The organism is Sneathiella sp. (assembly GCF_047631475.1).
Lineage (GTDB): Bacteria > Pseudomonadota > Alphaproteobacteria > Sneathiellales > Sneathiellaceae > Sneathiella.
In genome coordinates this window covers 20,133-31,003 of record NZ_JBLHZT010000043.1, presented here as the reverse complement: position 1 = coordinate 31,003, position 10,871 = coordinate 20,133, and the positions used below count along the sequence as shown (strand labels likewise).

Genomic DNA, 10,871 nt, shown 5'->3' with positions numbered 1-10,871 from the left:
TATATGTCTAATGATGTCTCGGCAGTAATGCCAAAAATTCTCGCTCGTGGTCTGATGTCTTTGCGGGAACAGGCAATTATGCCCCGACTGGTGAACGGCAATTATAGTGCCTATGCCGCCGAAAAAGGCGATACAATTGATGTTCCTATCCCCGCAGACTTAACAGCTGAAAATGTAACACCGGGGAGCACCCAACCCGCACCAACATCTGTTGCATTGCAAAAAGTCCAGATTGAATTGAACAACTGGAAAAAAGCGAACTTTCATTTGACAGACAAGGAAATGATGGAAGTTGACGGACGGGAGAGCTTTTTGCCGATGCAGGCAAGTTCAGCGATCCGGGCGCTTGCAAACGCGGTCAATCAGTCAATTCACTCAGAATATAAAGGGGTTTATGGCACTGTCGGTGTGCCGGGGGCAACGCCTTTCGCCTCCACGTCCAAGGATGCCACCAATGCCCGGAAACTTCTGCTGAAACAGCGGGCACCCAAAGAAAACCGGTACGGCGTTCTCAATTTTGATGCGGAAGCAAATGCCTTGGATCTTGCTGCATTTGCGGATGCGGATAAAGCGGGAGATACGTCGGCAAAGCTGGAAGGTGAAATTGGCCGAAAATATGGGATCAACTGGTATAGCGATGATCATGTGGCCCGACACGAAACAGGGGCCAGCGGTACACCGCAGGTTGTTGCATCTGGGTCGGGGGAAAACCAGTTGGTGCTAGACGGTCTTATCACCAAGCCTGCGATCGGTGATGTCTTTACGGTCGACGGGGATGAGCAGCAATATGTGGTTCGAAGCGCCACAGACCTGTCGGTTGATGAAAGCACATTGACCATCTCACCAGCGCTTAATCCTGGATATTCTGATGGAACTGCAGTGACGTTTTTAGCCAGCCATGAAGTCAATCTGGTCTTTAACCGGGACGCCTTTGCTTTCGCCAATCGACCGCTTGCGCAAAGCAGTGCGGAAAATGGTCTGGGCAATCAGATTATGTCCATGACAGATCCTGAAACCGGGCTGTCTTTGCGATTGGAAGTAAGCCGTCAATATAAGCAGGTTGTCTGGGAGTTTGACATTCTGTGGGGGGTTAAACTTGTACGCCCAGAGCTGGCCGTGCGCCTTGCGGGTTAATCGGTAAGGAATAGAGGGCGAAAGCAGGTTCTTTCGCCCTTTTTTATGGGAAAGGCATTGATAAATGACATTTATTGTCGAAACAGGAACGGGCATATCCCAGGCGACGAGCTATCTTTCGCAAGAGGTTGCAGATGCGCATTTCGCGGCCTTAGGGTTGGCAGAATGGACGCGCGCAAATGACGCGAACAAACAGCGGGCTCTTATGCAGGCAAGCGCCTATGTCGATGGGTATGTGTATGGCGGCAGTCTCTTGAATATAGCGCAAGGTTTGAGTTGGCCTCGGCAAGGGGCGCATGATCGGGAAGGGCGGGTTTTAAACGGGTTGCCACATGCGCTTAGAACAGCAGTTCTGGAAATGGCGGCTCTATATGTTGCGAAACCGCCTGCGGCCCAAGGCACTTCCTATATTATCCGGGAAAAAGTCGGTCCCATCGAGCTTGCTTATTCAAAAAGCAAGCAACAGCCCAGTTTTGTGTTTCGGTTGCTCCAGCAAATTGGAGCACGGCCACCGATGAACATGGTGCAAAGGGGATAAAATGGACCAAGATGCAATTCAAAGCGCCATCCGGCGGGTTTTTGACAATGTTGGAAATGTTGCGATCCCGTCGCATTTAGGGGTTCAGGAATTTTCGGCCTATCAACCGGGATTTGAACCAGAACCAACACTTACTGAATATTCAGTCCGTGTCATTCCCATAAAAACGCCGGTTTTAAAGTCGTTGATTGCAACTGACCTGATCAATGATGAAGGGTATCAGATTGGCTTGATGGAATGCGAAGATGTGGTTCCAAAGAGCGGGGATCAACTGAGAATTCAGGACACCGTGTTCAGCATAATCCAAGCCGCCCCTGTTGATCTGAATGCCGATCTTTTATTTGAGGTTTGGTATCGATGAGCGTTCAACTTTTATTCGTCGGTGATCGCAGGAGAAGCACATGAGCTATCGAAGAATTCGGGCGGCGCTGGATCAGTCTCTTCAAGACTTTTCCGGACCCGAGATCGTGTTTCCGTCGACCGCCTATAAACCGGCTCATGGGCAGGATTATATCGAAGTTGATTTTAATCCAGGCACTGCAAAATCCGTCTTTTTAGGTCCGTCAGTCGATCGGGAATATCGTGGTGAACTTCTGTTGTCCATCCGGGCCAGGACAGTTTACGCGGCGATTGAAATTGCAGATCAGCTTCGGGCCCATTTTGCCCCCGGGACCGTTTTGGCGTTCGAAGGTTTAAAGGTCACCGTGGAAAATTCTCGGCTTGGTAAAAACCGCGGAGGCGTGAAGTTTGTCGCTCTTCCTCTTTCTGTCAACTGGCGCAGCTATTTTTAGGAAATCACATGGTCTATTCAGCACAATCGCAACATGGCATGGCATATATCAAAGAAAGCCTTTTTGGCGAAGTGCCGGCCAGCCCGACAATGACAGCTCTTCGACATACGGGATGCAGTCTTGCACTAAACAGGACCTCAATTCAAAGCGATGAAATTCGCCCGGACCGGCATATGGGACATTTTGTGCCGGGGCAGACATCGATCAGCGGGGATATCGACTTCGAGCTTTGTTATGGTTCTCATGACGATCTTTTGGCCAGTGCATTTTATGGTGACTGGGTTGGAGATACATTGAAAACGGGAGTGTCGGAGAAAAGCTTCTCCATCGAACGGATCTTTGGTGATGTCGGGCATTACCAAGTTTTCTCTGGATGCGTGGTAGATGAATTTTCGCTGACCGTGCAACCAGACAGCCTTGTCACTGGACGGTTCTCGATTAAAGGTAAAGAGCTGGTAATTTCTGGAGCGCCTCTTGATGTCGCGCCGGTCACTGTCTCCAACCATACCCCGATTGATAGTTTCAAGGGGCAGGTTCTTGAAAATGGTGTTGAACTGGCGATTGCTGCCGGCGTTGATTTGAAAATCGAAAATAATGTGGAAGGCGTGTTTACGCTCAGCGATGAAACAGCGATCGGACTTACCGCAGGCCGATCTCGCGTAAGCGGTGAGCTGACCGCGTATTTTTCAAATGATGCCTTGCTTGATCGGTTTATCCAGAAAACACCCAGCAGTCTAGAGATTGCGTTGGTGGGGGACGGCGGTCGGTATGAAATTTATCTTCCAAATATTCTGTATATGGGCGCAGACATGCCGGTTAAAGGCGATGGCGCTGTCATTCTGACCTTACCGTTTGTTGCACAATATGACGACGTCGAAGGCACAAATATTAAACTGACGAAAACGGCGATTTAAGGAGGCCAACATGCTTGCTCACTCCATATCTGATTATGATCTTGCGGCTCTGGATTTTTCAAAACAGGCAGAAACCGCTGCAAGAATGCAGCTTAAACATCCGGTAACCGGGGAGGCCTTGCCCACCTGTATCTGGTTGCAGGGGATTGATGCCCCAGCCTATAGGGAAACTCTCAGGCGACAGATCGACGAGCAAATTGAACAGGGAAGAGAAGAGCTGAAAGCGTTAGATCTGGAAAATCGCCATCTTCAGCGTCTGGCAGCCTTAACCGTGAAATGGGAACAGGTGACCTATCATGGCAAGGACATCGTTTTCAGTACGGCCAACGCCGAAAAACTTTACCGGGAACAGGTATGGATCCGCGAGCAGGTGACCCGATTTGTCGAGGATCGTTCCCGTTTTATTTGAGCCTGACCCGATGCTTGGAAGAATTCTTAATAAGTAAAATTGCCGATGAGAAAACGGTCAACAAGCATGGGGTCAGGCAGGAGCAGGCTTTGCGTCAGGTAGGCGTCATGTCTAATTCACACCGGAAGGATTTGCCGGATGCAGCCCGCCACCTGTGGGATTGGTTTTTGATCCTGTTGGACATTCAAGCGGCCTCAGAGGGCGGATTATTAAACTGGGTTCCAGTTTTGGTGCCAATTATCGGGTTGTCTCCCCGGCCTTGGGAGGTACGCGCGCTTTGGCGCTTATTATTGCTTTGGCGCCTGAATAAAGAAACCTGAAGGAACATATGACAACGGCTTAACGGCCGTTTTTTTGTGGGGAGTTGAAATGGACACAGACTTGTCGGAATTGGAAATCGAGGTGGAGACTACGCAAGTTGACCGGGCCATACAGCGTCTGGAAAAATTGCATAAAAAGAGTCTGGAGGTTGAAAAGTCTGTTCGCGGCCTTTCTGTTGGCAAAAGCTTCGAATCCCGTGAGGGCCTGTTTGGTTCGGGTGGAGGAGCCAGCTCAAAACTGGCGGGGTCATTGGATTTTCTGTGGCTTCAGGGATCTAAAGTTGCAACTGATCTAAACCGGACGTTCGGCGCAGCCTTTGATGATTTTATTGTGAAGGGTAAAGATGCTGAAGCCGTTCTTAAGGGGATGGAAAAAAATCTTCTCCGTTTGGGCACTCAGTATTTTACCGGAAAAAGCGGCAATCAGGGTCTGTTTTCCTCTCTGTCGTCTTTTGCGGGAAACTTCCTGACAGATATGTTTCCCGGTTTTGCGTCTGGCGGATCATTCTCAGTCGGCGGCGCTGCCGGGAAAGACAGAAACTTGGTCGGCATGCGATTAACCCGCGGTGAGACCGTCACAATCAAAACGCCAGCGCAACAGAAACAGGAGCCACTTAAAAACGGCGGTGCCGCTGTTTCAATAAACTTCCAGATACAGACCCCGGATGCCGATAGTTTCAGGCGATCGCAGTCGCAAATTCAAACGGCAGCCTTGACGCAGGCCCAACGTCTTTTAAAGCGAAACGGATAAGATATGAGCTTTCATGAAATTAGATTGCCAACCCGGATCTCCTATGGGGCCGTGGGCGGACCGCGTTTTTCAACCACCATACAGCTTCTCAACTCCGGTCATGAGCAGCGTAATATCAATTGGTCGGTAGCGCGCCGGGAATACACGGTTGATATAAGCCCAAGCCGGGCCACTGAATGGGAGGCGTTGCTTTCTTTTTTCCATGCCCGGCGCGGCCGTGCCTATGGGTTCCGGCTAAAGGATTTTTCTGACTACAAAATTCGGAACGAAAAAATCGCCGTAGCGGATGGTGTTTCAAGTCGCTTCCAAGTTCAAAAAAATTATCAGGATAGTGAAGGATTCGCACCGGGATTTATTCGCATCATCAACAAAATTGTACCCGGAAGTGTGACTGTTTTTCTGGATGGGGTCGCGCAGTTTGGGAACTGGACGATTAATGACAATACCGGCTCCGTTGAATTTATCTCACCCCCTGCAGAGGGGACGGAAGTTTCGGTGAACTGTGAGTTCGATGTGCCTGTTCGGTTTGATACGGACCTGATGGAGGCCAGTATTCCCGGGCCTGATATTCATCAATGGCAAAGCGTGAAAATGATCGAGATACGCCAATGAAAAACTTATCGACTGAAATTTTATTGCATATAGAACAGGAGGTTACATCAATTTCCTCATTTTGGGTGATAGATCGAAAAGACGGTGTTTCTTTTCGGTTTACAGACCACGATCAGGATATTCATATCGCAGGCGAGCTGTATGTGTCAGCCGAAGGGTTTGATCGGTCCGCCCTTAAAGGAAGCAGCGCCAGTGACACGGATGATCTTGAGATTACCGGTATCCTGAGCAGTGAATACCTTCAGGAAGAAGAGCTAAAGGCCGGACTGTTCGATTATGCCGAAATAAGATTTTTCCTTGCAAATTGGCAGGCTCCTGAACAGGGGCTAATCCCGTTGCGGAAAGGGTGGTTGGGCGAAGTACGCTGGTCTGAGGGCCTGTTTACAGCTGAAATACGCGGACTTTCAGACGCATTAAAGCGCCACATCGGAAAAATTTATGCACCAGAATGTCAGGCCGATTTCTGTGATGTAGCATGCCAGTTGGACCCATTGTTGTATCGGCATGCTGATATAGTTGCGGAATTTAGTATCACCAATGAAGTTGTTTTAACCGGTTTTGATAGAGAGGTGGAGACGCTGTCAGGAGGCATTTTGTCCTTTGTTACCGGATTAAACGCAGGCGGTCATTTTGAAATAAATGCCTGGAATCCTTTAACAAAAACATTGACCCTATTTCTGCCGCTGCCTTTTAAGGCAGAGAGTGGGGATACGGTTTTCCTGGTTGAAGGGTGCGATAAGCGCTTTACCACCTGCCGGGATAGATTTGAAAATCAGGTGAATTTCAGAGGCTTTCCCTCCGTCCCTGGAACGGACAGTCTGGCAGGACTTTCCAATGGATCATAATTGGCAGTTGGTTGAAACCGCCCGGAAATGGATTGGCGTTCGCTGGGTTCATCAAGGACGTAGCCGGCAACAGGGTGTGGATTGTGTCGGCCTTTGTTATTGCGTTGCGACAGAATGCGGGATCAGTGTGCCCGATATTCAGGGATATTCACGCCGACAGGATGGTAGCGCTTTAATGGCGTTGTTGAACACGTCTTTGGCGTCGATCCCCGTCCGCGCGGCAGGGGTAGGAGATATCGCTGTCTTTAAGGATATGGGCTACCCGGTGCATATGGGAATCTTATCCTGTCAGTCCGGTACAGCCACCGTAATTCATGCCCATGCAAGACGCCGTCAGGTTCTGGAAGAAGCGCTTGCACCATACGGCCAACCATTTGCCTGTTTTCGTATTTTAAGGGGAGAAAAATAATGGCGACATTGGCGTTAAGTGTGGCGGGCGCCGGCTTAGGTTCAGTGACCGGGATCGGCGGGGGAGCAGGCTGGCAACTGGGCTCGGCACTCGGGCAGATATTTTTTCCTGATCAGAAAAAGCAAGGCCCAAGCCTGACAGATCTTAAGTTTTCCGGAGCCTCGTATGGCGCATCGATACCCACACTGTTCGGAACCATGCGGCTTGGGGGAAACCTGATCTGGGCCGGGCCTTTGGAAAGCCGGTCATCGGCTCAACAATACGGCGGTAAAGGGGGGCTGGGAGGCGAGGCCAAGTCTTCTTCGGGATATACATACTATGCCAGCTTTGCCATCGGTCTGGCGCAAGGGCCTGTTGGGGAAGTGTTAAAAATCTGGGCGGATGGGACGGTTATTTTTGACATGACGGCAGCAGGTCCAATTCGGGCACCGGGAGTTTCATTTCGCTTTTACAAAGGGAGTGAAGACCAGTTACCCGATGGTATCATTGCCAGTGACGAAGGGATTGCAAATACACCGGCCTACCGGGGTCTTGCGTATCTGGTATTTGATAGCCTTCCGTTGGAGGCCTATGGCAACCGAATTCCCAATATTGAAGTTTTGATGAGTATGGAAGGGGTTAGTCACTTTCCGATGAAGGAGGGGGTAGACGTCTCAATCGATGCATCTTCCCTTTCCTATGATCCGATCCGCGAAACAGTTTACACATACGAAGTTACAGGCGGTGTCGACCGTTTTCGACAAATCGACGGGCAAAGTCTTGTCGTGCAGGCGAGCGCCGAAATTGGAACTGCATTCCCGCGATTGGCCACCAGCACAACGGGATTGTCTCGCGATCGGAATGGCAGTTTCTGGATTGGGTCAGGCTTCGCCTTTTTACCCGGTCGTCGTCTGTCCGTCTTTAGCGGCCAAGGGTTTACAGAAGTTGGAACAACCGAATTGCCCGGGCATATCGGTGCAGTTAGCTGGTCTACGGATGTGTTGGCACCGTCGAACGGCAGTCTGTTCCAAGTGGCAGGCTCTCAACAATCGGGTCAGGTTGTGCTGTTTGATCAGCGATTGGACGTCATCGATTTTCACTCTGTGGATAGCCCGGTCTGTACGGGGGTTATCACGGATCAATTTGAGACAGCGTGGGTTGCAATGTCGGGCAATATTTCGGCGTTCCCCTATGAAGATCTTCAAATTTGCAGCATGCGTTTGAACACAGCCCCTTCGGTATCTGGCGCTATCTACAACGGTGATTTTCAGGTTCATACAATTCCGTCTGCCATGCTGACGCCCGCGGGCGGAGGCGGCAGTGAAACAAACAACGTGACCCGGTTGGTGGCAATTCTCGAAAAACGCAGGGAACTGGTTTTTCAAAATGACGAACGTCTCTTTAAATGGTCGATGGACACGAAAAATGTGACGGTTCTCAGGGACAGTAACTCTTTGGGGCTGTTATCGCTTAGCAACACGACCAATGAAGACGAGCTGGTATACCTTCATGGCGGCCAATGGCTGGTTTATCTCGATGCAGAAACGCTTGAGGAAATGGAACGGGTCGATCTTTTGGCCTTCGACGGCGTCACCGATTTCAGCAATTATATTTACGATGCGCAAACAGATAGTGTTTTGCTGTTTGCAACGTCCGCACCTGTGCGCAGGCTGTTTCTCCGCCGCCGGTACGGCAAGGACGCCGTTCTTTCGGATGTGGTTCAAAATCTAGGAAAAATGGCAGGACTTCATCCAGAAGACGTCGACATTTCAAAACTTTCAGGGTCTATTCCCGGATATATTCTGAACCGCAATATGACAGTTCAAAATGCGCTGGAACCTCTGATGTTTGCGGGTGATTTTGATCTGTGTGAAAGTGGGTATCAGCTAAAATTTGTCCCCAGAGACACAGGCCCTCAGCATAATCTTTTACTCGAAGATTGTTTATCCCCGGTATCGGATGAGCGCCTTCAGGAAAGTGAATTGCCGGGTACGATTTCCATCAATTATATGGCGGCCGATAATGGCTATCAGCTAGGGGCTCATCAAGCGAAACGAAGCTTTGCCCCGTATTCAACAATGTTTGGGCGAAACGCTGTAACACATGATCTCCCAATGGCGTTGACGGCACCGCTTGCAAAAGCAACTTGTCGCCGGACCCTATATTCTGCCTGGTCAGAGCGTCAGCAGTTTTCCGTTGCCTTACCGACGCGCTACCTAGCACTAGATCCCACCGATCTTTTGTCACTTTCTACACCGCAAGGAGTGATGAAAGGGCGGGTTGTTCAAGCGGATTTCGGTGCCGATCTTTCCCATCAGGTCAAAGGCGTCGCGGTGGGCGGAGTGCCTTCTGGAAAATCAACACTTGCGGATACGGGCAGCGGTTATCAACCGATGTCAATCTCTCGCCCAAGTTCGGCAGAGCTATTCGTCCTTGATATTCCCTTGCTCCGGGATGAGGACGCAACAGGAGGAAGCGGAAGCCGGTATTATTTTGCGGCGGACGGAAACACGACCCATTGGCAAGGGGCGGCATTGTTTCGCAGTGATGAAAGCGGCTCGGCTTTTTATCAACGGGGAAGCGTGCAAAATGAACCGGCTTGGGGCATAGCCACAAGTCTGCTTCAGGCGACACAAAATCCATGGCAGACAGATTATCAAAATTCGGTAGTGATAAACATGTTGAACGGTGAAGACCGGCTGGAAGAAGTGACGCGGGATTTATTACTCAGCGGGTCGAATGCCATGCTATTGGGGCAGGAAATTATCCAGTTTCAATCTGTGGCGCTCCAACCTGACGGTCGGTACTTGCTCAGCAACCTATTGAGGGGGCGAAGGGGTACTGAATGGGCGATGCAAGCGCACAGAGTGGGCGAAGTCGGAATTCTTCTTCAACCCGAAACCCTTGGGCGCGATATTGCGCCGCTCTCTATGCTTGAAACTACTTTGCAGTTCAAGGCCGTCGGAGCGGGCCAACTGACAGAAGATGTCCGGCCTTCCTATAAGGCGCTCACAGGAAATGACTTAAGACCCTATGCGCCGGTCCACTTGTCCGCGGTTCGATCGGTTGCTGGAATAACCATTCAATGGCAACGACGGACGCGGATCGGCGGCGGCGTGCTAAACGGCAATGTCCCCCTTTCTGAAGCCTATGAAGGCTATGAAATCGAAATATCGTTTTCAGGAAAAACGGTTTCAAAATTTGTCCGGGATGCAACCACCTTCAACTATTTACTGGCGGATTTTAACGATGATTTCAATCAGGTGCTGTCAGAGATCCCTCAACTAGATGCCAGAATTTTTCAATTATCTGAAGCCGTTGGACGCGGCTTTCCAGCAAAGGAGACCTTTTAAATGGGAGCGTTAAATCTGCCGCAAATTGCGGAAAATCAAGCGGCGGCCTACATAACGTCCAATGATGCTGACAGTCTACTGGAAAAAGCGCTCTGCAATGCAGGCGCGGGGCTGGATGCAGGCGGCGGAGACGTCAGTGTGTCAGAGCAAGTTTTCAGGGAAAATTGGCTTCACACGATTACGGGAGCCGCAACGGGAGGTTTTTCAGTCACCCTTCCCGCTGTTGCCCGCCCCTTTATGATGCACAACGCGACCGGTGAGGATGCTACGCTGGTGGCGACCGGCAACAGCCTTGTTTTGCCATCGGGCGAGACACGCCTGTTTTATACGGACGGCAGCTATCTGTATTTACCCAGTGATACATCCGGTTTAGGAGGCGGGTCTGTTGCTTTTGCATCCTCTCTTGTCTCACTTTCCGCAGATGCCTCAGTGCCTACGGGCGCGAATACCATTTTGAACTGGGATGTTGAAAATCACGATCTTGATGGTCTTCATGATCCCGTTGTGGATACCAGCAGATTTACAATTCCAGTGGGCATAAGCCGGGTGATCCTGAGTGCTCAGATCCGTTGGGACACCAATACAAGCGGCACCCGGGAAATCAAATTCTATAAGAACGGCAGCAGTGCTTATGCCGGGAGAGTTTTCCTTCGCAGAAATGCGTATTCCGAGCTGCTTTTGAATGTGGTTTCCCCCCCGTTGAATGTGACAAATGGTGACTATTTCGAAGTGGCAGTTTGGCAGAATTCTGGGGGCACAAGGCAAATACAGCAGCATGACAGTACATGGTTTTCAATCCAGGCGTATGCGTAGCAG

General features: G+C 50.4%; 13 protein-coding genes. All 13 read left to right on the top strand.

Annotation, left to right across the window (positions count from 1 at the left end; translation table 11 throughout):
- Positions 1–1,134: P22 phage major capsid protein family protein (locus ACJAYR_RS14960; protein WP_415237350.1), on the top strand; the 1,134-nt coding region annotated here is incomplete at its 5' end.
- 64 nt (positions 1,135–1,198) lie between these two features.
- Positions 1,199–1,672: a DnaT-like ssDNA-binding protein gene (locus ACJAYR_RS14955; RefSeq protein WP_415237349.1), complete on the top strand. Its 474-nt coding sequence runs from the start codon at positions 1,199–1,201 to the stop codon at positions 1,670–1,672.
- A gap of 1 nt (position 1,673) precedes the next feature.
- Entirely contained in the window at positions 1,674–2,033 is a 360-nt protein-coding gene (locus ACJAYR_RS14950; RefSeq protein ID WP_415237348.1) for a hypothetical protein, read from the top strand.
- Positions 2,034–2,073: 40 nt separating this feature from the next.
- Positions 2,074–2,463, top strand: a complete 390-nt coding sequence (locus ACJAYR_RS14945; protein ID WP_415237347.1) for a phage tail terminator-like protein — start codon at positions 2,074–2,076, stop codon at positions 2,461–2,463.
- An 8-nt stretch (positions 2,464–2,471) separates the two neighbouring features.
- Complete coding sequence (locus ACJAYR_RS14940) at positions 2,472–3,377, top strand: phage tail tube protein (RefSeq protein WP_415237346.1); 906 nt, start codon at positions 2,472–2,474, stop codon at positions 3,375–3,377.
- Positions 3,378–3,387: 10 nt separating this feature from the next.
- Positions 3,388–3,786, top strand: coding sequence for a hypothetical protein (locus ACJAYR_RS14935; protein WP_415237345.1), 399 nt, complete (start codon positions 3,388–3,390; stop codon positions 3,784–3,786).
- Complete coding sequence (locus tag ACJAYR_RS14930; protein WP_415237344.1) at positions 3,732–4,106, top strand: hypothetical protein; 375 nt, start codon at positions 3,732–3,734, stop codon at positions 4,104–4,106. Before ACJAYR_RS14935 ends, ACJAYR_RS14930 begins: the two co-directional genes overlap by 55 nt.
- 49 nt (positions 4,107–4,155) lie before the next feature.
- Positions 4,156–4,857: a hypothetical protein gene (locus ACJAYR_RS14925; RefSeq protein ID WP_415237343.1), complete on the top strand. Its 702-nt coding sequence runs from the start codon at positions 4,156–4,158 to the stop codon at positions 4,855–4,857.
- A 3-nt stretch (positions 4,858–4,860) separates the two neighbouring features.
- Positions 4,861–5,469, top strand: coding sequence for a DUF2460 domain-containing protein (locus tag ACJAYR_RS14920; RefSeq protein ID WP_415237342.1), 609 nt, complete (start codon positions 4,861–4,863; stop codon positions 5,467–5,469).
- The gene (locus ACJAYR_RS14915; RefSeq protein WP_415237341.1) at positions 5,466–6,314 is read left to right on the top strand and encodes a DUF2163 domain-containing protein; all 849 of its coding nucleotides are present in this window, start codon (positions 5,466–5,468) and stop codon (positions 6,312–6,314) included. The genes ACJAYR_RS14920 and ACJAYR_RS14915 overlap by 4 nt, the downstream gene beginning before the upstream one ends.
- On the top strand, positions 6,304–6,723 hold the full coding sequence (locus tag ACJAYR_RS14910) for a C40 family peptidase (protein WP_415237340.1): 420 nt from the start codon (positions 6,304–6,306) through the stop codon (positions 6,721–6,723). The genes ACJAYR_RS14915 and ACJAYR_RS14910 overlap by 11 nt, the downstream gene beginning before the upstream one ends.
- Complete coding sequence (locus ACJAYR_RS14905) at positions 6,723–10,055, top strand: phage tail protein (RefSeq protein ID WP_415237339.1); 3,333 nt, start codon at positions 6,723–6,725, stop codon at positions 10,053–10,055. The genes ACJAYR_RS14910 and ACJAYR_RS14905 overlap by 1 nt, the downstream gene beginning before the upstream one ends.
- The gene (locus ACJAYR_RS14900; RefSeq protein WP_415237338.1) at positions 10,056–10,868 is read left to right on the top strand and encodes a hypothetical protein; all 813 of its coding nucleotides are present in this window, start codon (positions 10,056–10,058) and stop codon (positions 10,866–10,868) included. It begins immediately after the preceding gene.
- Positions 10,869–10,871: the final 3 nt, after the last annotated feature.